The 24934-nt window shown below is 55.3% G+C and carries 18 protein-coding genes; 10 read left to right on the top strand and 8 right to left on the bottom strand.

Going from position 1 to position 24934, the window contains the following annotated elements:
* Nucleotides 1-206 precede the first annotated feature (206 nt).
* The 3 genes from ACR8BF_RS09295 to ACR8BF_RS09285 form a co-directional block, all read right to left on the bottom strand.
* Nucleotides 207-1727: a carboxylesterase/lipase family protein gene (locus ACR8BF_RS09295; RefSeq protein ID WP_434744820.1), complete on the bottom strand. Its 1521-nt coding sequence runs from the start codon at nucleotides 1725-1727 to the stop codon at nucleotides 207-209.
* Between the two features lie 404 nt (nucleotides 1728-2131).
* A complete protein-coding gene (hglS, locus tag ACR8BF_RS09290; protein WP_179895695.1) occupies nucleotides 2132-3475 on the bottom strand; it encodes a 2-oxoadipate dioxygenase/decarboxylase HglS in 1344 nt (447 codons plus the stop codon).
* 67 nt (nucleotides 3476-3542) lie between these two features.
* Nucleotides 3543-4877, bottom strand: a complete 1335-nt coding sequence (locus tag ACR8BF_RS09285) for an aromatic acid/H+ symport family MFS transporter (RefSeq protein WP_314983977.1) — start codon at nucleotides 4875-4877, stop codon at nucleotides 3543-3545.
* Nucleotides 4878-5197: 320 nt separating this feature from the next.
* On the opposite strand from ACR8BF_RS09285, the gene ACR8BF_RS09280 reads away from it, so the two are divergent.
* Nucleotides 5198-6118, top strand: a complete 921-nt coding sequence (locus ACR8BF_RS09280) for a LysR substrate-binding domain-containing protein (RefSeq protein ID WP_150010199.1) — start codon at nucleotides 5198-5200, stop codon at nucleotides 6116-6118.
* Here ACR8BF_RS09280 and smrA read toward each other — a convergent pair.
* Entirely contained in the window at nucleotides 6115-6681 is a 567-nt protein-coding gene (gene smrA, locus ACR8BF_RS09275) for a DNA endonuclease SmrA (protein ID WP_292992390.1), read from the bottom strand. The genes ACR8BF_RS09280 and smrA overlap by 4 nt on opposite strands.
* A gap of 317 nt (nucleotides 6682-6998) precedes the next feature.
* Here smrA and ACR8BF_RS09270 point away from each other — a divergent pair, with 317 nt between their 5' ends.
* Together ACR8BF_RS09270 and uspE are read left to right on the top strand one after the other, a co-directional pair.
* Nucleotides 6999-7751: an FNR family transcription factor gene (locus ACR8BF_RS09270; protein ID WP_010244686.1), complete on the top strand. Its 753-nt coding sequence runs from the start codon at nucleotides 6999-7001 to the stop codon at nucleotides 7749-7751.
* A 117-nt stretch (nucleotides 7752-7868) separates the two neighbouring features.
* A complete protein-coding gene (gene uspE / locus ACR8BF_RS09265) occupies nucleotides 7869-8825 on the top strand; it encodes a universal stress protein UspE (protein WP_179895692.1) in 957 nt (318 codons plus the stop codon).
* A 46-nt stretch (nucleotides 8826-8871) separates the two neighbouring features.
* Here uspE and pntB read toward each other — a convergent pair whose 3' ends face one another.
* A complete protein-coding gene (gene pntB, locus ACR8BF_RS09260; RefSeq protein ID WP_179895691.1) occupies nucleotides 8872-10260 on the bottom strand; it encodes a Re/Si-specific NAD(P)(+) transhydrogenase subunit beta in 1389 nt (462 codons plus the stop codon).
* A gap of 3 nt (nucleotides 10261-10263) precedes the next feature.
* Nucleotides 10264-11796 carry a Re/Si-specific NAD(P)(+) transhydrogenase subunit alpha gene (gene pntA / locus ACR8BF_RS09255; protein ID WP_434744819.1) on the bottom strand — a complete coding sequence of 511 codons (1533 nt, stop codon included), beginning with the start codon at nucleotides 11794-11796 and terminating at the stop codon, nucleotides 10264-10266.
* A 539-nt stretch (nucleotides 11797-12335) separates the two neighbouring features.
* On the opposite strand from pntA, the gene ydgH reads away from it, so the two are divergent.
* Both ydgH and ACR8BF_RS09245 read left to right on the top strand, forming a co-directional pair.
* Nucleotides 12336-13289 carry a DUF1471 family protein YdgH gene (gene ydgH / locus ACR8BF_RS09250; RefSeq protein WP_179895689.1) on the top strand — a complete coding sequence of 318 codons (954 nt, stop codon included), beginning with the start codon at nucleotides 12336-12338 and terminating at the stop codon, nucleotides 13287-13289.
* Between the two features lie 205 nt (nucleotides 13290-13494).
* Nucleotides 13495-14886 carry a basic amino acid/polyamine antiporter gene (locus tag ACR8BF_RS09245; protein WP_179895688.1) on the top strand — a complete coding sequence of 464 codons (1392 nt, stop codon included), beginning with the start codon at nucleotides 13495-13497 and terminating at the stop codon, nucleotides 14884-14886.
* Between the two features lie 18 nt (nucleotides 14887-14904).
* Here ACR8BF_RS09245 and ACR8BF_RS09240 read toward each other — a convergent pair whose 3' ends face one another.
* Complete coding sequence (locus ACR8BF_RS09240; RefSeq protein WP_179895687.1) at nucleotides 14905-15318, bottom strand: hypothetical protein; 414 nt, start codon at nucleotides 15316-15318, stop codon at nucleotides 14905-14907.
* A gap of 178 nt (nucleotides 15319-15496) precedes the next feature.
* Between ACR8BF_RS09240 and rstA the strand changes: the two genes are divergently transcribed.
* The 5 genes from rstA to ACR8BF_RS09215 all read left to right on the top strand — a co-directional run bounded on the left by rstA (nucleotide 15497) and on the right by ACR8BF_RS09215 (nucleotide 20818).
* On the top strand, nucleotides 15497-16222 hold the full coding sequence (rstA, locus tag ACR8BF_RS09235) for a two-component system response regulator RstA (protein ID WP_179895686.1): 726 nt from the start codon (nucleotides 15497-15499) through the stop codon (nucleotides 16220-16222).
* A complete protein-coding gene (gene rstB, locus ACR8BF_RS09230) occupies nucleotides 16219-17520 on the top strand; it encodes a two-component system sensor histidine kinase RstB (RefSeq protein ID WP_434745903.1) in 1302 nt (433 codons plus the stop codon). The genes rstA and rstB overlap by 4 nt, the downstream gene beginning before the upstream one ends.
* Nucleotides 17521-17539: 19 nt before the next feature.
* Entirely contained in the window at nucleotides 17540-19027 is a 1488-nt protein-coding gene (locus ACR8BF_RS09225) for a carboxypeptidase M32 (RefSeq protein WP_179895684.1), read from the top strand.
* 159 nt (nucleotides 19028-19186) lie between these two features.
* On the top strand, nucleotides 19187-19717 hold the full coding sequence (gene asr / locus ACR8BF_RS09220) for an acid resistance repetitive basic protein Asr (protein WP_179895683.1): 531 nt from the start codon (nucleotides 19187-19189) through the stop codon (nucleotides 19715-19717).
* Between the two features lie 291 nt (nucleotides 19718-20008).
* Nucleotides 20009-20818, top strand: a complete 810-nt coding sequence (locus ACR8BF_RS09215) for a trypsin-like serine peptidase (protein WP_179895682.1) — start codon at nucleotides 20009-20011, stop codon at nucleotides 20816-20818.
* 57 nt (nucleotides 20819-20875) lie between these two features.
* Here the strand turns inward: ACR8BF_RS09215 and hrpA are convergent, their stop codons facing one another.
* Nucleotides 20876-24778 carry an ATP-dependent RNA helicase HrpA gene (gene hrpA / locus ACR8BF_RS09210; protein ID WP_434745902.1) on the bottom strand — a complete coding sequence of 1301 codons (3903 nt, stop codon included), beginning with the start codon at nucleotides 24776-24778 and terminating at the stop codon, nucleotides 20876-20878.
* Nucleotides 24779-24934: the final 156 nt, after the last annotated feature.

The raw sequence follows: 24934 nt of genomic DNA, 5'->3' as shown, positions 1-24934 counted from the left end.
ATACACGTTGACCCGAAGCGTCGGGCATAGGAGGTATATCGGCATGTGATAGTGAAAATGTAACGGTTTTGTTACCTATTAATTTACAGCGTTAAATAGGATTATTTAGAATAAAAATAACTAAATTCATAAAGTTAAAATTAAATAAGTAGATTTATTCCATTCGTGAAACTTAATGGTTAGCAGCCTAATCTTCAGGGCCATTTTTAAAGCCTGACCATTCGCGTCATTAACAGCCGGAAAAGCCGCATACGGGCGCGCATAAAGTTTCGTTTCAAAACCAGCCCGCTCTCTCGATCCGAGCCGAGTGACATCGTCACGTCATTACCGGGATGCCAGGTTGGCCAGACCACCTCGCCCTCCAGCTGATGCTTATATTCTGTGGCATCCCGGGCAAAGGTAAACCAGTACTTGCTAACCCGCGCGGCAAATGCCCGATCGGCCTCACTGAATGGCCGCGCTTCATTGGGATCGGGCATCAGGGTCAGCGTATTCAGAACATAGGGCACTTCGTTGCCGTGCCAGGTACCGTGAGGATAGAGATCGCGCGCATGCTCAGAGACATAATCAAACCAGTAGCGCCAGCCGGGCATTCCGGCATTGTGCTGCGCCCGCATCACCAGCCACGGCACCAGACTAAAGGCCATGTCGCGCGCCACAGCACGTCCAAGCCGCTGATCGTCATGGATGTCATACATCCATTTAAGCGTCCGGTAAGTAAGACGATTTTTCGCCCGCAGCTGATGCAACACGGCGGTAGCGTCCACGCCAAAATATTCCAGCACGCTGGCTTCATCGCTGTTGCTGCCCGCCATCAGCGGCAGACGGTGCTGTTTGCCAGCCATAAAGGTTTTCAGCATCGGCTCGGGCAGGACGGCATCACCGGCGATCGGAACTGGCGGGATTGCCAGCGCCCCTTCCAGCGACCAGAAGGCATCGGCAGGCAGTGCGCGTAACGCATCGGCGCTGGCATCGGGTGGCAGGCCCAAATGGCGGGCCACTGCCACGCCCTGCTGACGCGCTTTTTTCAGTGGCGTGTCAGGCAGACTATAGGCGCTCTGCACGATCCCTTTATGAAACAACCCTTCGGCCAGCGGAGAACAGCAGAGCGACAGAACGCTCCGTGCGCCAGAGGATTCTCCGAAAAGTGTCACATTACGGCGATCGCCGCCAAAAGCAGGAATGTTGCGCTGCACCCATTGCAGTGCGGCAATCTGATCGAGCAAACCAAAGTTATTCACCGTACCCGCAGCTGGATACTCAGTATCCAGGGCCGGATGAGCGAAAAAACCGAGATGGCCGAGCCGGTAGTTGAGCGTAACCACCACCGCGCCGAGTGATGCCAGCGGCTTGCCACTGTAAGGTACCAGCCCGCCCGCGCCGATGGTGTAGCCGCCACCGTGCAGCCAGACCATCACCGGCAGTGGCGTTGACGGCTCAACATCGGGTGTCCAGACATTCAGGTAGAGGCAATCTTCACTGAACTCACCGGGATCGCCGCCGCCCACCGCCTGGCAATAGGTCCGATTTTGCCAGCCAGAGGCCCCAAACGCGGTGGCGTCGCGCACCTGATGCCAGGGCGTGACCGGCTGAGGCGGACGCCAGCGCAATGCGCCAACCGGTGCCGCGGCATAAGGTATACCTTTGAATACGAAAAGGTCATCGTCCATGCATCCACGCAACTCACCCTCAGCAGTCATGATCCTCAGACCTGTTTCGTTTTTCATTCCTGTTTCCCTGTTCAAACGTTCCTCCATTATTTGCAGGCCTGCCAGCATTGTCCAGGTATGGGAGGGATTTGCAGAATATGCCGAAGAGTGAGAGGAAGGCGTAAACAGGCTCATCAACAGGTTGAGAGCGTCATCTGAGAAGATGCTTTAACGTCGTTTATCACTCATGAAAGGGGTGATAGACGGCCAGCACACGTGAGAGCGTCGTTCGGCTATCATCATGGGTGCTTCTGCTGCACTTATTCAGTCAGTAGCCTAACAGATCAAGATACTCACGCGCGTAAACCTGCGCTAACGGGTTAAGCGTTGGGTTTTCAGGTGACGATGAGTAAACAGTCGTGGCTGTTCTGCTTCAGTACCATCCATGTTGCGGGCAACCGGGGTGTTGCCCGCAAATACACTCAGGCCGTTCGGATGCCGCACTGAGCCAGCGATCGCTGCTGGCGTTCTTCATACAGCGCCATCTCATCCAGCACGGCGGCGCCCAGCGCGGCTTCAAACGCCTGCCGGCTTGACTGGCCTGCCGAGCGGACCTGCACCCGATCGCCGAGGTTGGACTGAAAAATGCCCGCCGCGCTGACGGGCAGGAAATCCTCATAGATGATGGGATCTGCCAGCACACGCCCCTCGTTAAGGAGCGTCTCCAGCGATTCCCCCTGAGCAGGCGGCGTCGCGATGCCTTTTTCACTCAGGCGATAATGGAACCAGGCCAGTCCCTGCTGGCGCAGCGTGGTCTCATCGTCAGGGAAATCACGGAAAATCGCCGCCAGATGTTGCTGGTGCTGCTGATTATCCTGGCCGCTGCCCGCCTCACTGAGCAGCCGATCGTAGAGCGCACGCCCTGCAGGCGTCAGCGCCACACCACGCTGCTCGATTTCACCGAAGCGTGCTGTATGTGTTCCCTGATGACCATCCTTAAAGATGATCGGCTCTTCCAGTGCTTTGAAGCTGGTCTGACGCAGCAGAATGGGCACCTGACGACGTGGCGGCCCCTCGATCAGGGTTTTCGGATCGATACCACGGGATGGCATCAGTTGCTGGACACGGTCGATATCCAGCGTGCGCGGCGTGAGATGGTTGATGTGACAGCCGGGAAAGCAGACCACATCTGCAATCAGTCGATGCTGCTGGTTCAGCGCCTGATAGGTCTGACTGTCGACGCTGCTGTGGGCATGCCAGCGGAAAGTTTCCAGGGCTTCTATAACAAATTCAGTGGCCTGATCGTCGGTTAATCCGCCCTGCTGCTGATGCTGTTCCAGTAGCTCCCGGCAACGGGGTGTGAAAATGTCGCGCGCAGCAAGAATCTCCGCTGCTTTTTCGCGCAGCGCCTCATCGTCGATCAGTTCAGGGCGTAAAAGCGAGGTAAAAACCCGGAAGGGATTGCGCCGCAGCGCCGCATCGCTGACCGGCCGGAACGCCGTAGAATGTACCGGCACCCCGGCCTGAGAGAGATCGTAATAGCCCACAGGATGCATGCCCATTACCGCAAATAGCTGCCGCAGTGTGGCTAATTCCTCTGCCGTGCCCACACGGATCGCACCATGACGTTCCAGGTTAAGTCGGCCGATTTCATCGGCGGCCGTGAGGCGATCTTTCAGCGCGATATCCGCTTCCAGCGCGCGGTCGTTGACGGTCGCTACCAGCTGCATCAGCGTGCCATATTGCGGCACTTCCTGCTGATACATGACTGACATCGCCTGAGAGAAACGGGTGCGGATGAGATCCGCGCTGAGAAAGTTGTCCATCTTATCCACCTGGTACCATGAGCGTTGCTGCTAATGTAATGCAACGCGCTGGAGTCAGCGGAAAAAATCACGAATCTGTGATCGGCTTAAAGCCGTAGCGGTTTTTTAACAGCAGCATCAGGGTGGTGATCACAGCCGGTATCGCCAGCAGCAGAAAGATGAAACTGAAAGACCAGCCGAGCGACAGCATCTCCGCACCCACAAAGGCGCTTAAAATCGCGCCGATACGGCCCACACCATGCATCCAGCTGGAGCCGGTGGCACGGGCGTGAGTCGGATAATAGCTCGCAGATAATGCATTCATGCCAGTATTAGCACCGTTAAAACAGAAGCCACTACAGAAGGCGATGGTGCTCATCATCCCCACTTCCGCAGGCGAAAAGCCGAGTGCGACTATAAACAGCCCGCCGCAGCCGTAGATCGCCGCGAGCGCCAGGTTAGCGTTAAAGCGGTCCATCATCCAGCCTGCAAACAGCGATCCCAGCGTCCCGCCAGCCTGATACATCGCAGTGATAATCGCCGCTTCGGTGACCGACATGCCCAGGGTATTCACCAGCGACGGCAGCCAGCTGCCTATCAGGTAGACCATGAACAACCCCATAAAATAGCCGCCCCACAGCATGGCGCTGCCAAACAGATAGCGGCGTGACAGGACGGTGCCTATCGCGCTGCCTGCAGGCACCGTTGCCTCCGGCGCGTAAAACGCACAGCCGGGATGGGTTTTGCCCGGCATCATTCTGTCGAGGATAGCGTGAATGCGCTCAGACGGTGCGCCACGGCTGATGAGGAATCGCACCGATTCCGGCAGGCCGCGAATCAAAAATGGCAGCAGCAGCAGCGGCAGAATGCCACCAAGCAGTAGCACGGAGTGCCAGTTATAACGCGGTATCAGCCAGGAGGCGGCAAAGCCCCCGCAGGCGGCCCCGAAAGTGAAGCCACAGAAGACAACCGTGATGAGAAAGCCCCGGCGCCGCTCAGGCGAATATTCCGCCACCAGCGTGCCGACGTTGGGCATCGCCGCACCCAGTCCCACTCCGGTAAGGAAGCGGAACAGCATCATCTGTTCGATGTTCTGCGACAGCGCCGTTGCCAGGGTCCAGAGACCGAAAAAGAAGACGCTGAGAATAATCATCATGCGACGACCATAGCGGTCAGCCAGCGGCCCCGCTACCATCGCACCCAGCGCGAGTCCGATTAAGGCGGCGCTGATGACAACCCCGAGCTGATGGTTCGTTACGCTCCATGCGGCTTTCAGCGTCGGTGCAATAAACCCCATGATCGCAATGTCCATGCCATCGAGAGCAACCACAATGAAACAGAGGGCAATAAGCCGCTTTTGCCAGTGGCTCAGCGCCTGCTGGTTGATAAGCTGGCGGACATCTACCGCCTCGACACTGGTCAATGAACACTCCCTGAATAACGGAATCTGGCATCAGTTTAAGTAAAAAAAACGGCGTTTATGATAGCCGATCGTTAATGTTAAACGGTCAGAATTTTAGTTGATAGTGAGAATTATTCAGCTTTAAACCGGTAAGTTGTTGATTCAGCGCCGTCCAGAGAGTAAGCACTTCACAGCTATTTTGTGCTGACTGCTTTTATATCAGTGAGTTATTTAATAAAACGCGCATTCTGCGCTGTTTGTTAAAATAAATTTGCAGCAAAGTTAACAGAATTCATTTTAAACAGTTGCCTGATGACGGTCATTCTCATTAAGTTTAGGATATGGAAAAAAATATCCTTTTCAATCAGCGCATTCGCTTGCGCCATTTACATACCTTTGTTGCGGTCGCGCAGCAAGGTACTCTGGGCCGGGCAGCTGAGACGCTTAACCTGAGCCAGCCTGCCCTGTCTAAAACTCTGAATGAACTGGAAGAGTTAACGGGCGTCCGTCTGTTTGAACGTGGCCGGCTGGGCGCGCAGCTGACAACGATGGGGGAGCAGTTTCTGACCCACGCGGTGCGGGTGCTCGACGCGCTGAACCATGCCGGACAGAGTTTTAATGAGCAGCCGGGCGATGCGCCAGTCATTATCCGGCTGGGGGCATTAACCACGGCCGCGATGGGGATGCTGCCTCGCATCCTCGATCGTTTTCATCAATTGCAGCCCAATACCACTATTCAGGTGGCCACGCTGCATAACAATGTACTGCTGGCGGGATTACGCGGCGGGGAGTTTGACATTGGCATTGGCCGGATGGCAGACAGCGACATGATGACCGGGCTAACCTATGAACTGCTGTTTCTGGAGTCGCTGAAGCTTGTGGTCAGGCCAGAACATCCATTACTTAGTGACAACGTCACTCTTTCACGTGCCATGCAGTGGCCGGTTGTCATTTCCCCCGAGGGAACCGCGCCGCGCCGCATTGCGCAGCAGATGCTGGATGAACAGGGCTGTACCCTGCCCCCGCACTGCATTGAGACTTCCTCAACTTCCCTGGCGCGCCAGCTGGCGCTGCGCTACGACTATATCTGGTTCGTTCCCTCCGGGGCGATTAAAGAAGACCTCAGCCACAACGCGGTCTGTGCGCTGCCGATCAACTCGTCCGGGCCGGGCGAGCCAGTGGGCATCATTACCCGCACCGGCGCAGAACTGAGTCTGAGTGCCGAAGTGTTAATGTCCACCATTCGTAAGTTTCATAGCTAGCGGCTGCGTTTCGCATGCCGCTCGCGGTTTTCAAGGCGTGCTTTGTCAGTTTTACGCAATCCCACATACAGTGCCCCGCCTCCGCCATGGCGGGTCTGAGCGACGCAAAAAGTCTGTACGTCATCAAACTGCTGTAACCAGCGTGCCAGATAGCTGCGTACAATGTTGGCATGGGATTCGTTATCACGGCCTTTACCGTGAATAATCAGCAGATTTCGCAAGCCCTGCTTGTGTGCCTGCATCATAAAGTTGAACAGTGCCTGACGGCAGGTTTCCACCGGTTGCCGCAACAGATTCAGGCTGGCATCCAGCTTGTACTCACCCCGACGCAGTTTATCCAGAATCCCCTGCTGGATGCCGTCGGCTTTGTATTCCAGCGGCGTATTAAGCGGCACAATCTCCAGATAACCCCGCGTCAGGAAGTTCTCCTGCTCAGATTCGCCCGGTGGTTTGCGAGGCGCTTTGGTCGACGGCGCTTTCAGCCACAGGGTCGTGGTGGTGTCTTTTAACGGCGTGACATCGCCCATGGCATCCCGAAAGAGATCATTATCATCAAGGTTCATGGTTTTCTCACACCTGGTTAAATTGATCGAGTGGGCAATTCAGGCTTTAACAGTTAGCGTAGCAAATGCTGCAACCCCCGGACCACCCCCACTTTTTCGAACGTAACGGGCAGTGCAGAACCGTGTAGCAAATCATATAAGCGGAAACTTATCGTGACAGTATGGTGTTCCGGCGTTCTGAGAAGCCCGTCACATCAGCGTTTGACGTTGTGTGCTTCACCCATAATGTTTGTGGGTGTAAAACTGCTCGGATGAGTTCCCTTAAGCACAAATAATGTTAAAATTGACCCCAGTCAATAATCGTCGAGCAAACCATTATGATCCCTGAAAAACGCAGCATTCGTCGTATTCAGTCGGGCGGTTGTGCCATTCACTGCCAGGATTGCAGCATCAGTCAACTCTGCATCCCCTTCACGTTAAATGAACATGAGCTGGATCAGCTCGACAATATCATTGAGCGTAAAAAACCCATTCAGAAAGGGCAAACCCTTTTCAAAGCGGGAGATGAACTTAAGTCTCTGTATGCGATTCGCTCCGGCACCATTAAAAGCTACACCATTACCGAACAGGGTGATGAGCAAATCACCGGTTTCCATCTGGCGGGCGATTTAGTCGGCTTTGATGCCATCATGGGCTCCAGCCACCCCAGCTTTGCGCAGGCGCTGGAAACAGCCATGGTCTGTGAGATCCCGTTCGAAACACTGGATGACCTGTCGGGTAAAATGCCGGCCCTGCGTCAGCAGATGATGCGTCTGATGAGCGGTGAAATTAAAGGCGACCAGGATATGATCCTGTTGCTGTCGAAGAAAAATGCCGAAGAGCGCCTGGCGGCGTTTATCTGGAACCTCTCCCGTCGTTTCGGTCAGCGCGGTTTTTCACAGCGTGAATTTCGCCTCACCATGACGCGAGGCGACATTGGTAATTATCTGGGCCTGACGGTTGAAACCATCAGCCGCCTGCTGGGTCGTTTCCAGAAGTCCGGCATGCTGGCGGTGAAAGGCAAATACATCACCATTGAAAACCACGCCCTGCTGGAAGAGCTAGCGGGTCAGAGCCATCAGGCCGCCTGATTTGCAGCCGGATCAATAAATCTTATTTTGTTGATCCGGCAGTAACTTTTTCACTTCTTCCGCTGTTCAACATAGGCTATCTTAATTCCAGTCGCTCTGGTTTAAGGAGAACGCCTCATGTCCCAGTACCAAAACATTCTGGTCGCCATTGATGCCCAGCAAGACGATCAGCCCGCGCTGCGACGTGCGGTCTATCTGAATCAACGCCTTGGCGGAAGAATCAAAGCCTTCCTGCCTATCTATGACTTCTCATATGAAATGACCACCCTGCTTTCGCCGGATGAGCGCGCGTCTATGCGCCAGGGCGTCATCAGCCAGCGTACCGAATGGATCCGCGAGCAGGCCCGCGCTTATCTTGATGCCGGTGTCGAAATCGATATCAAGGTCATCTGGCACAACCGTCCTTTTGAGGCCATTATTCAGGAAGTGCTTGCCCACCAGCATGACCTGGTGCTCAAGATGGCGCATCAGCATGATCGCCTGGAGTCCGTGATTTTTACCCCGACCGACTGGCATCTGCTGCGTAAATGCCCGTGCCCGGTCTGGATGGTCAAAGATCAGCCCTGGCCGGAAGGGGGTAAAGCGATTGTCGCGGTCAATCTTGCCAGTGAAGAGCCACATCACGATGGCCTGAATCAGAAACTGATTCGTGAAACAGTGAAGCTGGCGGAAAAAGTCAATCAGACCGAAGTGCATCTGGTCGGTGCCTACCCGATTACCCCTATCAATATTGCTATCGAGCTGCCCGATTTTGATCCCAGTGTTTATAACGACGCCATCCGGGGTCAGCATCTGGTGGCAATGAAAGCCCTGCGCCAGAAATTCTCAATTGGTGAAGAGTTTACCCACGTGGCTAAAGGCCTGCCGGAAGAGGTCATTCCCGATCTGGCGGTGCATCTCGGTGCCGGTGTGGTAGTGCTGGGCACCATCGGGCGCACCGGCCTGTCAGCGGCGTTTCTGGGCAATACGGCGGAACAGGTGATTGACCATCTGCGTTGCGATCTGCTGGCGCTTAAGCCTGACGATTTCAAATCGCCGATTGATCTGGATGATGAAGAGGATGAGGAGGAGTGATCCTCCTCTGACAGAAGACGGGCGGCTGATTGGCCGCCCTTTTTTATTACAGCGCTTTGAGAATCGCTTCCACGCTGGCTTTGGCATCGCCAAACAGCATCTGGCTATTCTCTTTGAAGAACAGCGGATTCTGCACCCCGGCATAGCCGGTATTCATTGAGCGTTTAAAGACCACGACGTTGTGCGCTTTCCAGACTTCCAGCACCGGCATGCCCGCAATCGGACTGCGGGGATCATCCTGCGCCGCCGGGTTAACCGTGTCGTTAGCGCCAATGACCAGCACCGTGTCGGTGTCACTGAAATCGTCGTTGATTTCGTCCATCTCCAGCACCACGTCATAAGGCACTTTGGCCTCGGCCAGCAGTACGTTCATGTGACCCGGCAAACGCCCCGCTACCGGGTGGATGCCGAAACGCACGTTGATGCCGAGGGCGCGCAACCGGGCAGTCATCTCCGCAACCGGATACTGCGCCTGGGCCACTGCCATGCCATAGCCTGGAGTGATAATTACCGAGCTGGAAGCTTTAAGCATCTCGGCAGTCTCTTCAGCCGTGATCTCACGATGCTCGCCCGCTTCCTGCGTTTCATCACCACTGCTGACGTCAGTACCAAATCCACCTGCTATCACGCTGATAAACGAACGGTTCATCGCTTTACACATGATGTAGGAGAGAATCGCACCGGACGAACCGACCAGCGCACCGGTCACAATCAGCAGATCGTTGCTGAGCATGAAACCGGCAGCCGCAGCGGCCCAGCCAGAGTAGGAGTTCAGCATAGACACCACGACCGGCATATCGGCACCGCCAATCGACGCGACCAGATGCCAGCCAAACGCCAGCGCAATCACCGTCATCAGCAGCAGTGCAAAGACCTGTGCAGCGGTGCTGCTGGTATTTACAAACCAAAGCAACAGCAGGAACGAGACCACCAGTGCCAGCAGATTCAGCTTGTGACGATGCGGTAACGCCAGCGGTTTTGAGGAGATCTTGCCGCACAGTTTGCCAAAGGCCACCAGCGAACCGGTGAAGGTGACAGCACCGATAAAGATACCGATAAACACTTCGCTGAGATGGATATTCTCCATCACCGCTGGCAGGCCAGGCGCATGATCGATATAGCTGTTGATGCCTACCAGTACCGCGGCAAGACCGACAAAGCTGTGCAGAATTGCCACCAGCTCCGGCATTTCGGTCATTTCGACTTTCTTCGCCAGACGAATACCGATAGCACCGCCAATCACCATCGCCAGCAGAATCCAGACCACGTTACCGCTGTCCGGGCCAAAGATGGTGGCGACCAGCGCAATCGCCATCCCGCTGATACCGAAAATATTACCCCGCTTAGAAGTCTCATGACGCGAGAGACCGGCAAGGCTACAGATAAAAAGAATCGCAGCCACAATATAGGCTGCAGTGACTAATCCGCCAGACATGTGTTACCCCTTACGAAACATTTTCAGCATGCGCTGGGTGACGGTAAAGCCACCAAAGATATTGATGCTGGCAATCAGCACGGCAATAAAGGAGATAAAGGTGACCCAGCCACCGTGCCCCATCTGCAACACCGCACCGATGACGATGATGCCGGATATGGCATTGGTCACGGACATCAGCGGCGTATGCAGCGCATGACTGACGTTCCATACCACGTAATAACCCACCACGCAGGCGAGGGCGAACACGGTAAAGTGGGAGAGGAAATCGGCGGGTGCCACGTTGGCCAGGCAGCCAAACAGTACGATAGCCAGGGCGATAAGCAGAGTGTTGCGCCACGGAGAAACGGGCTTCCCTTCAATTTTCTCTGCTGGCTTCGCGGCTGTCGGTGCAGCTTTTGGCGTTGCCGAGACCTGAATCGGCGGAGCCGGCCAGGTGACTTCACCCTCGCGCACCACGGTGACGCCCCGCACCACCACATCCTCAAAATCGACCTGGATTTCGCCATTTTTCTCTTTACACAGCAGTTTGATCAGGTTGACCAGGTTAGTGCCATAAAGCTGGGAAGATTGCGTCGCCAGACGGCTCGGCAGATCGGTGTAGCCAATGATTTTGACGCCGTTAGGTGTGACGGTGACCTGATCTGCGACGGTCAGTGCACAGTTACCGCCGGTCTGCGCCGCCAGATCAACAATTACGCTGCCTGGCTTCATGCTGGCGACCATCTCTTCGGTGATCAGTTTCGGAGCGGGTTTACCTGGGATCAGCGCCGTAGTGACAATGATGTCCACCTCTTTAGCCTGACTGGCAAACAGCGCCATCTCCGCTTTAATGAATGCCTCGGACATGACTTTGGCATAGCCATCACCGCTGCCCGCGTCCTCTTCGAAGTCGAGTTCGAGGAATTCGGCGCCCATACTCTGCACCTGTTCTTTGACTTCAGGACGGGTATCAAATGCCCGGACAATTGCACCCAGACTGCCTGCTGCGCCAATCGCTGCCAGGCCGGCAACACCAGCCCCAATCACCATCACTTTTGCCGGTGGCACTTTACCGGCGGCCGTAATCTGGCCGGTAAAGAAGCGTCCAAATTCATGCGCTGCCTCAACAATGGCGCGATAACCGGCAATGTTAGCCATGGAGCTCAGGGCATCCAGCGACTGCGCCCGTGAAATACGCGGCACCGAGTCCATTGCCATGACCGTGACCTGACGTGCAGCCAGCGTTGAAAGCAGGTCGGGATTCTGTGCGGGCCAGATAAAACTGACCAGCGTGCTGCCCGCTCGGGTCAGCGCAATTTCTTCGTCATCCGGTGCATTCACCTTCAGCACGATATCGGACTGCCAGACCTGCTCTCTGTTGCTGAGTGTGGCACCGGCTGCGATATAGCTTTCATCGTCGAAGCTGGCGCGTTTACCTGCGTCATGCTCAAGGGTGACGCTGAAACCCAGTTTGATGAATTGTTCCACGGTCTTTGGCGTGGCGGCCACGCGTGACTCGTTTGGCAACCTTTCCTTGGGTATTCCAATTAACATAGTGTTTCCTTTCATCGGTGAAAGATGATGGCCCGAATCTGCATTGCCACACCGCAACTGAAACGCTGTTTCAGCTGCTTATAGTTGAAATGCAGGTATTTCAAAGTGTTTATAACCTACTTAAAATGTGACAAGCGATCTATAGCGGCTGCACAGAGTGATGACATTCACCCAATTATTCAGCGTTCTGCTAAAAAACCTGCGTTATCACACTGCAAAACACCATAGCAGGCAGATATTCTGCCGGGGATAATGATGTATGGGCGAATTAACCATCAATAAAAACCTTTAATTAACAATAATTTAACTGTTTAACTGCTAATAGTTATCGCTTTTAGTGGTAACCATGACCAAAACGGGCCGTAACGGCGTTTGATGACAAACAAATGAAAAAATCATGGTTGAATAACGCGATCTGACACAAAAAATCGCTGCGACAGTCTGTTTATATCATGCAATAATCAGCGGCTAATCTGTTATACATCAAGAGTCCAGCACGTTTTCGTACTCATTTTTGCGTAAGGCGAAGGATTATTTTTATGAAGCTGAAGAACACTATTCTGGCGTCCACCTTGTTGTCCCTGCTGGCAGCCAACGCATTCGCTGCGCAGGAGTTAACGCCAGAAAAAGCGGCCGCGTTGAAGCCATTCGAACGTATTAATATCACCGGCCGTTTCAACGCCATCGGCGACGCTGCCGATGCAGTCTCTAAGCGTGCAGATCAGATGGGCGCTGCCTCTTATTACATCCAGGCGATCAACGACAGTAACGGTAACAGCGGTAACTGGCGCGTGACGGCTGACCTCTATAAAGCCGATGCCCCGGCAGCCTCCGAGTCAACGACGTATCGTCGCTTTAATGGCATCAACGAACTGCCAAAAGCAGAAGCGTACAGACTCGAACCGTTCGATACCGTTTCGGTCAGCGGTTTCTTTGCCAGCCAGCCGGACGTAAACGACGCGATTTCAAAAGCCGCAAAACAGAAAGGCGCGGCCTCCTTCTTTATCGTTCGCCAGATCGATGCTAATAGCGGCGGCAACCAGTACGTCACTGCCTATGTCTATAAAGCGGATGCTAAAGAACGCGCCGTGCAGACACCCAATGCCATTCCAGCCGATTCAGAAGCGGGTAAAGCTGCACTGGCAACCGGTGGCGCGGCGGCAGCCAGCGTAGAGATTCCAGGCGTAGCCTCATCTGAAACCCCAAGCAACAAAGTGGGCCGTTTCTTCGAAACACAAAGCTCTACCGGTAAGCGTTACACGGTAAACCTGCCTAACGGTAAATCGGTGCAGGAAGTCAACGCGATTACGGCCGCGCAGATGCAGCCGTTTGATACCGTGACCTTCACCGGCCACTTCGGTACGCCTACTGAGATTTCAGAAGAAGTGGCGAAGCGTGCGGCTGATAAAGGTGCGAAGTTCTATCATGTCACCCGTCAGTGGCAGAACCAGAGCGGCGGTAACCTGACCGTGACTGCTGACCTGTTTAAGTAATCCCCCACAGGGCGGCGCCCGCCGCCCTGCTGTTTGCATAATTGCTGCGCTGTTTTGCATAGTCACGCATTGCGATCCCCTGCCACACTCCGTAAAATCCACCGCCTGTTTTACCGGATATTGTCCCTGAATTTTGCCCCTGGGCTGACATAACCCAGCGATAACTCCGGTTTACCCAGCCATGTATGCTAGCGGGAAGGTTGTTTTGGAGAAAAAATTAGGTCTCGGCGCACTGACGGCGCTGGTACTCAGCTCGATGCTGGGCGCAGGCGTTTTCAGTCTGCCACAAAACATGGCCGCAGTGGCCGGTCCGGCAGCGCTGCTGCTGGGCTGGCTGATTACTGGCGTCGGAATTATCTTTCTGTCGCTGGCCATGCTGCTACTGACCCGCCTTAAACCCGACCTGGATGGCGGTATCTTTACCTACGCCCGCGCCGGGTTCGGCGAACTGATGGGTTTCTGTTCCGCCTGGGGCTACTGGCTGTGCGCCGTAATCGCCAACGTCTCTTATCTGGTGATTGTCTTCTCTGCCCTGAGCTTTTTCACCGATACGCCAGATCGCATTATCTTTGGTGATGGCAATACCTGGCAGGCGATGCTGGGTGCATCCGTGCTGCTGTGGCTGGTTCACTGGCTGGTGCTGCGTGGCGTGCAGACCGCCGCAAGCATCAATCTGATGGCGACGCTGGGCAAGCTGGTGCCGCTGCTGCTGTTTATTGTGCTGGCGGTGATGGCGTTTAACTATGATCGCTTTCGCTTCGATTTTTCCGGGGTCACGCTGGGACAGCCGCTCTGGGAGCAGATCAAGCAAACCATGCTGATTACCCTGTGGGTCTTTATCGGGGTGGAAGGTGCGGTCGTCGTTTCTGCTCGCGCGCGCCAGAAAAAGGATGTGGGCCGCGCCACACTCTTCGCCGTGCTGGCTGCGCTGCTGGTTTATCTGCTGGTGACACTGCTTTCGCTGGGCGTGGTGCCGCGCGCTGAACTGGCCGGGATGCGTAACCCGTCCATGGCGGGATTGATGACCCGACTGATGGGCAACTGGGGCGATGCGGTGATCGCGGTGGGCCTGATTATCTCGGTCTGTGGTGCCTATCTGAGCTGGACGATTATGGCCGCTGAAGTGCCGCTGATTGCCGCGCAACAGGGTGCGTTTCCGCGCAGTATTGCCCGGCAGAATCGCCATAACGCGCCAGCCGCCTCGCTGTGGCTGACCAACGGCAGTATTCAGCTCTGCCTGATTCTGATTGCTCTGACCGGTGCTAACTACAATAACCTGCTGACCATTGCATCGGAGATGATTCTGGTGCCCTATCTGCTGGTGGGGTTATATCTGATCAAAGTGGTGCACGGACAGCATAAGCCGCTCGCGATGGCGGTTGGCGTGGGTGCCAGCGTCTATGGCATCTGGCTGCTCTACGCCTCGGGCCCCCTGCATCTGATGATGTCAGTGGTGCTCTATACACCGGGCCTGCTGCTGTTTCTGTTTGCCCGACGCGGCGGCCGCGCAGATGTTTCGCTGACTTCGCTGGAGAGGATTGCGATGGGATTGCTGATTGCCGCGACGCTGCCCGCAGTGTGGCAACTGACAACGTAAACCTGATGGTAGCGGCTCTTAGTGTGAAAGTGCCGGAATAGAGACACACAGCAGGTCATCCTGCTGTGTGAGATTCAGCGGCTTCGAATATTCATGATGGATCGCGTCCAGCTGCTCCGCTGACAGCGGATAAGGGAGCTGGATATCGAAGCGGCTGATCTGCTGCTGTTCCGCGAGAGTAATCAGGCGCGCAATGTTAATTTCGTCGCTAACCTGAGTAGAAATGATTTGTAATGCTAATTCTTTTAACGGGTCGTCACTGCCCTGTAAACGGTGTGCTGATTTACGTGTCACCATGCCAAAGATCGGCATTACACCATAAATAGCATCGACGAAGCTCCAGCGCTTTTTGCAGGAAGCGGAAAGAAAGTCACTGTAATTGAAGCAGATGCGGTCGGGGTATATGGCTGATGCCAGCTCTTTATCAGACACACTAACGCTCCTCATGGTAATCATCAATATCCCAAACCTGGCGCAAAAAGGCCGCGCTAATGATTGCACATTTTGCCGGTTGTATACCAGCAAGCCACGGATATTTCGTGCGATAACGTAGAGCTCAGGACCAGGAAAAGATATGCTTTCATTCACTCCTGTCTCTGCTCTGTGAACTATGAACAAAATTGTTTATGTAGAAGATGAACCCGAAGTGGGTTCGCTGATTGCGGCTTACCTTGGCCGCCATGATATTGAGGTGATCGTTGAGACGCGTGGTGACCGTGCTGAATCAGTGATAGTTGAACAGCAGCCCGATCTGGTGATGCTGGATATCATGTTACCAGGCAAGGACGGCATGACCATCTGCCGTGACCTGCGGGCCAACTGGCAGGGGCCGATCGTGTTGCTCACCTCACTCGACAGCGACATGAACCATATTCTGGCCCTGGAGATGGGTGCGCAGGATTACATCCTGAAAACCACCCCGCCCGCGGTGCTGCTGGCTCGCCTGCGCCTGCATCTGCGTCAGTCCCATCAGGGACAGCCCGAAGATACACCGAGCGCACCTGCCGCCAACCGCATGCTGCGTTTTGGCTCGCTGACCATTGATGCTCTGAACCGCCAGGTCACGCTGTTTGAGGAGCAGATCGCCCTTTCCACCGCAGATTTCGATCTGCTGTGGGTGCTCGCCAGCCATGCGGGACAGACACTTAACCGGGATGCGCTGCTGAAAACGTTGCGTGGCGTCAGCTATGACGGCCTGGACCGCAGCATCGACGTGGCAATCTCCCGTCTGCGTAAAAAGCTGCATGACAGCGCCACCGAGCCATTTCGCATTAAAACCATCCGTAATAAAGGCTATCTGTTTGCGCCTCAGGCCTGGGATACCCGCGGACTATGAGAAAGCTTTTTATTCAGTTTTATCTGCTGCTATTCGTCTGCTTTCTGGTGATGGCGCTACTGGTGGGTCTGGTCTACAAGTTTACTGCTGAGCGCGCAGGCCGCCAGTCGATGAATGACCTGATGGCCAGTTCGCTCTATCTGATTCGTAGCGAACTGCGCGAGATCCCGCCGCGCGACTGGAATAAAACCATCAAGAGTCTCGATCTCGGCCTGTCATTCGACCTGCATATTGAGCCGATGAACAAATATCAGCTTGATGAGAGCAATATGCGTCGGTTGCGCGCCGGGGAGATTGTCGCGCTCGATGACCAGTACACCTTTTTGCAGCATATCCCGCGCAGCCACTATGTATTATCAGTGGGGCCTATTCCCTATCTTTTCTATCTGCATCAGATGCGCCTGCTGGATATTGCCCTGCTGGTGTTTATAGGCATGTCGCTGGCGTTGCCGGTGTTTATCTGGCTGCGTCCCCACTGGCAGGAGATGCAGCGACTGGAGAAAGCAGCTCAGCGCTTTGGCCGTGGTGAGCTGGATGTGCGCACCCATTTTGACAGCACCTCCAGCCTGTTCCGGCTCGGCATCGCGTTTAACCAGATGGCCGAGAATATCAACACGCTGGTCGCCAGCAAGAAGCAGCTCATTGATGGCATCGCGCATGAGCTGCGGACACCGCTGGTGCGTCTGCGTTATCGGCTGGAGATGAGCGACAACCTCACAGATGGCGAACGGGTAGCGCTGAATCGCGACATCGGCCAGCTTGAAAGTCTGATTGAGGAACTGCTGACCTATGCGCGCCTTGACCGACCCCGCGTCGATCTCAATCTGAAATCGCTGGATCTGGCCTGCTGGCTAGGCGAACGACTGGACGATTTCCGCACCATCAACCCGGACATACGCCTTGACCTTGACCTGCCACAGCGGGAAAACATCGGCATTTCTGATACCCGTCTGATGGAGCGGGTGCTGGATAACCTGGTGAACAATGCACTGCGCTATGCCCAACATCGGCTGCGCGTCAGTTTATGGTTCGACGGCCCGACTGGCTGTCTGCAGGTTGAAGATGATGGCCCGGGTATTCCGCCGGAAGAGCGTGAGCGCGTTTTCGAACCCTTTGTCCGGCTTGATCCCAGCCGCGATCGCGCCACAGGTGGCTGCGGACTCGGCCTGGCGATTGTGCACTCTATAGCCCAGGCACTGAGCGGCAATGTTACTATTGAGTCCAGCCCGCTGGGCGGCGCCAGCGTTCGCTTTTGCTGGCCGGTTGATCTAACCTTGCGGGAAATTCCGCTGCGTTAAAAACCACAAGGAGTCCTGCGTGACCTCAGCGTATCAACAACTTACCAAAACCTTCCAGCGTCTTTCCCGCTTCAGTCACGTCACAGCCATTGCAGGATGTGATATGCAGACCACCATGCCGCCAGGCGGCAGTCAGGCGCGTGGTGAAGCGCTGGCAGAAATGAGCGTGTTGCAACACCAGATCCTCACCGCTCCTCAGGTCGGCGAGTGGCTTAAAGCCGCTGAACAGCAGTCGCTGAACGATGTCGAACGTGCCAATCTCAACGAGATGCAGCGCGCATATCAGCAAGCCAGCCTGCTGCCAGATGATTTTGTTGAAGCAAAATCGATCGCCGGTTCGGTCTGCGAACATGCGTGGCGCACTCAGCGTCCAGCCAATGACTGGCAGGGTTTCGCCGCCAACCTCAAAGAGGTAGTGCGTCTGAGCCGTGAAGAGGCTCAGCGCCGCGCCGACGCCAGTGGCTGCTCCCGTTACGATGCGCTGCTGGATCTCTATGAGCCGGGGATGACCCGCGCCCGGCTGGATGCGACCTTTGGCGAACTGAAAACCTGGCTGCCTGACTTACTGCAGCAGGTAGTGGAAAAACAGGCGCAGCAGCCCTGTATTACGCCTCAGGGTCCGTTCGCCGTGCCTGCACAGCGTCAGCTCGGTCTCAGCATCATGGAAACCCTGGGTTTCGACTTTAACCACGGCCGCCTCGACATCAGTGCGCATCCCTTCTGCGGCGGCGTGCCGGAAGATGTGCGTATTACCACCCGTTACAACGAGAATGAGTTTCTCAGCGCCATGATGGGCGTGATTCACGAAACCGGTCACGCCCGCTATGAGCAGAATCTGCCGCAGCAGTGGCGCGGTCAGCCGGTAGCGCTGGCGCGCTCTACAGCTATCCACGAATCACAAAGTCTGTTTATGGAGATGCAGCTGGGTCGCAGCCGCGAATTCCTCCAGCGTATTATGCCGCAGGTGATCGCCACCTTTGGCGATCAGCCCGCCCTGCAGCCGGATAATTTCGTGCGCCTGGCCCAGCAGGTGAAACCCGGCCTGATCCGGGTTGATGCCGATGAGCTCAGCTATCCGGCACATGTCATTCTGCGCTACGAAATCGAGCAGGCGCTGATCGAAGGCGAGATCGAGGTTGAGGATATCCCTGCGCTGTGGGATGAGAAGATGATGCAGTCGCTGGGCCTGGATACCCGCGGTAATTACCGCGATGGGTGTATGCAGGATATCCACTGGACTGATGGTGCATTTGGCTACTTCCCAACCTATACGCTGGGCGCCATGTACGCCGCGCAGCTGTTCCGGTCGGTACAGAACGCCATTCCACAGCTCAGTGAGCTGATTCAGCATGGTGAGCTGCAGCCGGTATTCGACTGGCTGCAACAGAATATCTGGCAGCACGGCAGCCGTTTTTCCACCGACCAGTTACTGACAAACGCTACTGGCGAAGCACTGAATCCGGCTTTCTTCCGCCAGCATCTTGAACAACGCTACCTGAATAGCTAAGCTTTCGGGCGGTCATCTGACCGCCCTTTCCCGCCTTTGTACAATCGGTTACACGCCGATACCAAACACCCACGGACACCGTTCATTGATTTCCCTATAGTCTCTTCACCGGCCCCGCAGTGGGCTACACATGAAAAAATAGTCTCCGAGGGATTTGCAATGAAAAAATTATTTGCACTGGTTGTCGCCGCTGCTATGGGTATGTCTTCTGTTGCTTTCGCTGCTGATACCACAGCTGCTCCAGCTGCTGCGCCAGCCGCAACAACTACCACTACCGCTGCAGCACCGGCTAAAACCGTTCACAAAACTGCGCACAAGAAACACCATAAAGCCGCTCAGAAAGCTCAGGCTGCTAAGAAAGTTCACCACAAAAAAGCAGTGAAAAAAGATGCAGCGCAGAAAGCGCAGGCTGCTAAAAAAGTTCACCACAAGAAAGCGGTAAAACCTGCTGATCAGAAAGCACAGGCCGCTAAAAAAGTTCACCACAAAAAAGCAACTAAACCAGCCGCTCAGAAAGCCCAGGCTGCTAAAAAAGTTCACCACAAAAAAGTAACTAAACCAGCCGCTCAGAAAGCCCAGGCTGCTAAAAAAGTTCACCACAAAAAAGTAACTAAACCAGCCGCTCAGAAAGCTCAGGCTGCTAAAAAAGTTCACCACAAAAAAGTTGTGAAACCAGCAGCTAAAAACTAAGGTCGCCTTCAGCGCACGGCCACATGATGATTTAAAACACCCGGTTCTGCCGGGTGTTTCTTTACTGGAGTGGATGAAATGACGAGAGTGGATGAAATAGTGCGTCGCTATCGCTTCGAAATTATTCTGCTTGTTATGATCCTGTGTGGCATTGTTGCAGCCAGCTTTTTTATTTAGAAGCTGTAGCGTACTGATTAACCAATAAAACTCCCTTTTTCAACGCTCACCGACTATAGTTACCGTACTTACGTAATAACAATAACGTTAACTTTTCTCGCCATTGAGATTTCTATGCGCCTGGCTACCCTGTTAATGGTTGGACTCTTCAGTTTTGTCACCACGGTTCATGCCGATGATGACGACGACTCACCCACTCCTGCTGAAATTAAGATGCTGTTTTTCGGCAAAGATCATCGCCAGGCCATTACCGATATTACCGCGGCCCCCTGGGATGCCATTGGTCAGCTGGAAACCGAAAGCGGCAACCTCTGTACTGCCACGCTCATCTCTCCGCATCTGGCGCTGACGGCCGGACACTGTCTGCTCTCCCCGCCAGGAAATTTCGATAAGCCGGTTGCGCTGCGATTTATGGCCAGCGATAAAGGCTGGCGCTACGAGCTTCATGATATTGATGCGCGGGTTGAACCTTCGCTGGCGTCAAAACTAAAAGCGGATGGTGAAGGCTGGATCGTGCCGAGCAGTGCAGCACCTTATGATTACGGCATCGTGATTTTACGCAATCCGCCGTCAGCGATTACGCCTATTCCGCTGTTTGATGGCTCACGCAGCGATCTCACTGCCGCTCTTAAGCTGACCGGACGTAAAGTGACGCAGGCGGGCTATCCGGCCGATCATCTCGATACGCTCTATTCTCACAGCGATTGCCTGATTACCGGCTGGGCGCAGCGCGCCGTGCTGTCGCACCAGTGTGACACTCTGCCGGGTGACAGTGGTTCACCGCTGCTGCTCAAAAGCGATAAAGGCTGGCAGTTAATCGCGGTACAAAGCTCAGCGCCGGCAGCGAAGGATCGTTACCTGGCTGACAACCGTGCGATTTCAGTCACCTCGTTTAAAGACAAACTGGAATCCCTCGCGCAGTAACCGCACTGACTCTCTGCCAATTGGGTGCGCGCCTGTTACGACGCGCACCCTGGCTTCTTAACCCGCTATCTGTTCCATCGTCTGCAGAATACGCTTTTCTGAGATGGGATACGGCGTACCCAACTGCTGAGCAAAGTAGCTGATGCGCAGCTCTTCAATCATCCAGCGAATACTCTGCACCTCTTCATCATCCTGACGCTGCGGCGGCAGCTTATTGCGCCACGCCTGATACGCCTGTTCCACGGCCTGCACTTTTAACATCCGGGCACGATCGCTGTGCGGATCGGCAGGCAGTTTTTCCAGTCGCCGCTCAATGCCCTGCAGATAACGCAGCGTATCGGCCAGCCGCTGCCAGCCGTTGCCGGTGACAAAACCGCGATAGACCAGACCATTTACCTGCGCCTTGATGTCAGATAACGCCAGCGCCAGGGTCATATCGACCCGGCCCTTAAGACGCTTATTGATGTTGAAGACTGCGGTGAGGATCTGCTCAACCTGCTGTGCGATCGTCACTACGGTCTCATTGAGTTCACCACGTACTTTGTCACGCAACTGCTCAAACGCGCCCTGGTCCCAGGCCGGACCACCTGCTTCCCCTATCAGCTTATCGATGCCACAGGCGATGCAGTCGTCGATCAGCTCCAGCACTTTGCCATAGGGGTTAAAGTAGAGTCCGAGCTTGGCTTTGTTCGGCAGCTTCTCATGCAGATACTTAACCGGCGACGGCACATTCAGCAGTAACAGGCGACGCTGGCCGCGCCACATCATTTTTTGCTGCTCCTGCTCGCTGTCAAACAGGCGAATGGCGACGCTCTCTTTCTCATCGACCAGTGCAGGCCAGGCTTTGACCTGATAGCTGCCGCGCTTCTGTTCATAGCTGCGCGGCAGATCGCCAAAGCTCCAGATGTGCAGTCCGCTCTGCTCCAGCCCGTCATCCGCCACTTTCGATAGCGTTTCCTGCACTTTATCTTTTAGCTGAGCCTTGAGCGCAGTGAGGTCTTTACCTTCCAGCAGCTTGCGATTGTGCTCGTCCACCACACGGAATGTCATTTTCAGATGATCGGGCACCTGTTCCCACTGCCAGTTTTCCCGCTCCAGGGTAACGCCGGTCATGCGGCGGAACTCCCGCGACAGCGCGTCAAGCAGCGGCATCTCCATCGCTTTCACCCTGCCTAAAAACGCCTCGGCGTAATTAGGGGCTGGCACCAGGTTACGGCGCAGCGGCTTGGGCAGCGACTTAATCAGCGCGATGATTAGCTCACGACGTACGCCGGGAATCTGCCATTCAAAGCCGCTATCATCAATCTGATTCAGCAGCGGCAGCGGAATATGCACCGTGACGCCATCCGCATCTGCACCTGGCTCGAACTGATAGCTCAGCTTCAGCTTGAGGTTGCCCTGATGCCAGAAGTTGGGGTAATCGAGCTGGCTGACTTTATCCGCGCCCTCTTTGATCAGCATCTGCTTGTCAAAGTTCAGCAACTCGGCGTTTTCACGGCTGGCCTGCTTCCACCAGCTATCGAAATGCTTCGCCGACACTACCTCTTTGCCAATGCGCTGGTCATAAAAAGCAAACAGCGTTTCGTCATCCACCAGGATGTCGCGGCGACGGGATTTGTGTTCCAGATCTTCCACTTCACTGCGCAGCTTCTGGTTAGCCCGGAAGAAGGCATGGCGGGTCTGCCAGTCGCCCTCCACCAGCGCGTGGCGGATAAACAGCTCACGGCTCAGCGTGGGATCGATGCTGCCATAGTTCACCTTGCGGGCGGCGACTATCGGCAGGCCATAGAGGGTGACTTTTTCGGCGGCCATCACCGCGCCCTGCGATTTCTCCCAGTGCGGTTCACTGTAGCTGCGCTTAATCAGATGCTGCGCCAGCGGCTCAATCCACTCTGGCTCAATACGGCCCGCGGTGCGCCCCCACAGGCGGCTGGTCTCAACCAGTTCTGCCACCATCGTCCACTTCGGCGGCTTCTTAAACAGTCCGGAGCCAGGGAAGATAGAGAAGCGGGTATTGCGTGCGCCGGTATACTCCTGTTTATCGCTATCTTTCTGGCCGATATGCGACAGCAGACCGCTTAACAGCGCGCAGTGAACGGGCTGCAGCTCAGCCGGTTCACTGTTCACAGGAATACCCAGTTCACGCACCACCTGCCGCAGCTGGGTATAGATATCCTGCCATTCCCGCACGCGCAGATAGTTAAGGAAATCGGTTTTGCACTGACGACGGAAAACATTGCCGGACAGCGCTTTCTGCTGCTCCGCCAGGTAGTTCCAGAGATTCACATAGGCGAGGAAGTCGGAATCTTTGTCGGCAAAGCGCCGGTGCTTTTCATCAGACGCCTGCTTTTTATCTGCCGGACGCTCACGCGGGTCCTGAATCGACAGGCCAGCGGTGATGATCATCACTTCACGCACGCAGCCAAATTTCTGCGCTTCCAGCACCATCCGCGCCAGGCGAGGATCCACGGGCAGCTGTGCCAGCTGACGCCCGGAGCCGGTGAGTTTGTAGTGACCGTTTTCTTCATTCAGGGTCAGCGCGCCCAGCTCTTCCAGCAGGCGAACGCCATCCTGGATATTGCGCTTATCAGGCGCTTCCACAAACGGGAAGGCGGCGATATCACCCAGTCCCAGCGAGGTCATCTGCAGGATCACCGACGCCAGGTTGGTGCGCAGGATTTCAGGATCGGTAAAGGCCGGACGACTCAGAAAGTCATCTTCTGCATACAGACGAATACAGATACCGTCCGAAACACGGCCGCAACGCCCTTTACGCTGGTTGGCAGAGGCCTGTGATATCGGTTCAATCGGCAGTCGCTGCACTTTGGTACGGAAACTGTAGCGACTGATACGAGCCGTACCGGGGTCGATCACATATTTGATGCCAGGCACCGTCAGCGAGGTTTCCGCAACGTTGGTCGCCAGCACAATGCGACGGCCACTGTGCGACTGAAATACCCGGTTCTGTTCCGCATTCGACAGTCGCGCATAGAGCGGCAGCACTTCGGTGTGCGGCAGATCGCGTCTGTTCAGCGCATCTGCGGTATCACGGATTTCGCGCTCGCCGCTCATAAAGATCAGGATGTCGCCACGGCTTTCCCGCCCCAGTTCATCCACCGCATCAAAAATCGCCTGCAGCTGATCACGATCGCCATCCTCCGCGTCTTCGACCACCGGGCGGTAGCGCACTTCAACCGGGTAAGTCCGCCCAGAAACTTCAATCACCGGCGCATTATTGAAATGACGGGAGAAGCGCTGTGGATCGATGGTCGCAGAGGTGATGATGACTTTCAGATCGGGGCGGCGCGGCAACAGCTCACGCAGATAACCGAGCAGGAAGTCGATATTCAGGCTGCGTTCGTGTGCCTCATCAATGATGATGGTGTCATATTGCATCAGCAGGCGATCCTGCTGGATTTCCGCCAGCAGAATCCCGTCCGTCATCAGTTTAATCTGCGTCAGATCGCTGACCTGGTCGTTGAACCGCACTTTATAGCCGACACAGCCGCCCAGTGAGGTGCTGAGCTCATCGGCAATGCGGTTTGCCACGGTCCGGGCGGCCAGACGGCGCGGCTGGGTATGGCCAATCAGACCGGTGATACCGCGTCCCAGCGCCAGACAGATTTTCGGCAGCTGGGTGGTTTTACCCGAACCGGTTTCACCGGCAACAATCACCACCTGATGGTTGCGAATCGCCTCAGCAATATCCTGCTGCTTCTGACTGACCGGCAAATTATCCGGGAAGGAAATCGCTGGCGTCGCCGCGCGGCGCTGGGCCACGCGCTGTTCAGCGGTGATAAATTCCTGCTCAAGCTCGCTGGCGATGCCCTGCTGAGCCTCAGGATTTTTGGCTTTTCTGGCACCCTGTAAACGGCGCTGTAGCCGCTGGCGATCGCGCAGCATTAAACCGTCGAGCCGTGACCAGAGCGCTGCCAGTGGGGAAGTATCGGGAGATGACATAATTGTGACGTACCTTACTCAGACGGTGTCGCTGCCTGAAGCAGCGCCCTGCAAGCCGGGATAACCAGCTGATCTAATATAATAATTGCGCGTATCTTAGCACATTCTGAACCGTTCAGGCGGCTGGCCCCGGCTGCGCTTATTCAATAAATTCGA

The sequence above is a fragment of the Candidatus Pantoea rara genome, assembly GCF_051136265.1.
In the GTDB taxonomy this organism is placed as follows: Bacteria; Pseudomonadota; Gammaproteobacteria; order Enterobacterales; family Enterobacteriaceae; genus Pantoea; species Pantoea rara.
Note: the sequence above shows the minus strand (reverse complement) of the source record. Positions and strands in the feature narration are given on the sequence as shown.

What these genes read in the sequence shown, in the direction of transcription:
- pntB (WP_179895691.1), bottom strand. Translation starts at nt 10,260, where the DNA reads ATGTCTGGCGGATTAGTCACTGCAGCCTATATTGTGGCTGCGATTCTT.
- ACR8BF_RS09215 (WP_179895682.1), top strand. Translation starts at nt 20,009, where the DNA reads ATGCGCCTGGCTACCCTGTTAATGGTTGGACTCTTCAGTTTTGTCACC.
- ydgH (WP_179895689.1), top strand. Translation starts at nt 12,336, where the DNA reads ATGAAGCTGAAGAACACTATTCTGGCGTCCACCTTGTTGTCCCTGCTG.
- uspE (WP_179895692.1), top strand. Translation starts at nt 7,869, where the DNA reads ATGTCCCAGTACCAAAACATTCTGGTCGCCATTGATGCCCAGCAAGAC.
- smrA (WP_292992390.1), bottom strand. Translation starts at nt 6,681, where the DNA reads ATGAACCTTGATGATAATGATCTCTTTCGGGATGCCATGGGCGATGTC.
- pntA (WP_434744819.1), bottom strand. Translation starts at nt 11,796, where the DNA reads ATGTTAATTGGAATACCCAAGGAAAGGTTGCCAAACGAGTCACGCGTG.
- rstA (WP_179895686.1), top strand. Translation starts at nt 15,497, where the DNA reads ATGAACAAAATTGTTTATGTAGAAGATGAACCCGAAGTGGGTTCGCTG.
- asr (WP_179895683.1), top strand. Translation starts at nt 19,187, where the DNA reads ATGAAAAAATTATTTGCACTGGTTGTCGCCGCTGCTATGGGTATGTCT.
- hglS (WP_179895695.1), bottom strand. Translation starts at nt 3,475, where the DNA reads ATGGACAACTTTCTCAGCGCGGATCTCATCCGCACCCGTTTCTCTCAG.
- rstB (WP_434745903.1), top strand. Translation starts at nt 16,219, where the DNA reads ATGAGAAAGCTTTTTATTCAGTTTTATCTGCTGCTATTCGTCTGCTTT.
- ACR8BF_RS09280 (WP_150010199.1), top strand. Translation starts at nt 5,198, where the DNA reads ATGGAAAAAAATATCCTTTTCAATCAGCGCATTCGCTTGCGCCATTTA.
- ACR8BF_RS09270 (WP_010244686.1), top strand. Translation starts at nt 6,999, where the DNA reads ATGATCCCTGAAAAACGCAGCATTCGTCGTATTCAGTCGGGCGGTTGT.
- hrpA (WP_434745902.1), bottom strand. Translation starts at nt 24,778, where the DNA reads ATGTCATCTCCCGATACTTCCCCACTGGCAGCGCTCTGGTCACGGCTC.
- ACR8BF_RS09295 (WP_434744820.1), bottom strand. Translation starts at nt 1,727, where the DNA reads ATGAAAAACGAAACAGGTCTGAGGATCATGACTGCTGAGGGTGAGTTG.